Source organism: Oleiphilus sp. HI0079 (assembly GCF_001635105.1).
The window spans coordinates 1-1,137 of sequence record NZ_LWFT01000063.1 but is presented as its reverse complement, the minus strand read 5'-3'; the positions used below and the strand labels follow the sequence as shown (position 1 = coordinate 1,137).

Below are 1,137 nucleotides of genomic sequence, written 5' to 3'. Positions count from 1 at the left end.
ATTCTTGAATTGCCAGCGGGTAAACCGGTGGCTTTTTTTGCTGGACAATATTTAGCGCTTGATCTGCCTCAGCGAGACGAAGACGCGTACTTTTCTATTGCGAGCGCTCCGGGACTTAGGGAGATTGAGCTGCATATTCAGGCGGATCCGCATCTAGAAAAAGCGTTGGAGATTGTGAAGTTCCTTCAAGACAACAAGTCGGTCAGTGTGAAGCTGCCATTTGGTAAGGCTTGTCTTGATCGTGTCCCCTCCTCTGCAGTGTTATTACTTGCTGCGGGAACCGGATTTGCGCAGATGAAAAGCATCATCGAGTATCTTTTAGCGAACGGCTTTCAGCAAGAGTTGAGTCTCTACTGGACCGCGAGAAAGCAAAGCGATTTGTATGCGCTAGAAAGCGTGCAGAACCTTGCGGAAACGCACGAAAATTTTCGTTTTGAATGTGTAGTTACAGAAACGCTTGATCCAACCTGTACGGAACATCATAGCTTGCTAGCGGATGCGATCTTGAGTAGTCACGATGATTTGTCCAATAGCCTCGTATTTGCCGCCGGCTCACCAAAATTGGTTTATACATCGCTTGATGCGCTTGAGCAGGCAGGCCTATCGCAAGAGCATTTTTATTCTGATGTGCTTGAGTATGTCAGCCGTGATCAAATCTAGTGATTGCTTCGCGTTAAGCGCGGCTGTGGTAACTCTGGTAGTTGGATATGGTTCATTAGATTGTTGAGCAGGTTTTCGGTCTCTTTCTCGGGTTTACCTAAATGAGTGAACAAGCGATAGAGTTCTGCAACCGCTTCAAGCGAGGCCTGTTGTTTCTGGCTTGCGGCAAGATACTCGGCCGCCTTGCCCCATAGTTCACAGCGAAGAGATAGGCGCNCAAGTGCAAGCAGCAGCCTAGGGCTGTTCGGACGCTCCTTTAGCCATTTCTCTGCATGTAATAGCTGCTCGGTTCTATCTTTGCCTTGAGTGCGCCCGTAAGCGTCCGCAAGATTCTCACTCCAGTTGTTATCAAGCGCTTTGCGAAGAATAACTTCCGCTTCGTAATCCGCACGAATCGCTAGAAGTTCCCGTGTGTAGGCATAAATTACGTGTTCATCAAAACGATACTTGCCGGGTACTCTTTTCCAAAGCTCCGAT

General features: G+C 48.2%; 1 pseudogene. It reads left to right on the top strand.

Annotated elements, in window-relative coordinates:
• A pseudogene (locus A3750_RS00960) lies at nucleotides 1–660 on the top strand (CDP-6-deoxy-delta-3,4-glucoseen reductase); the annotation flags it as partial.
• Nucleotides 661–1,137: the final 477 nt, after the last annotated feature.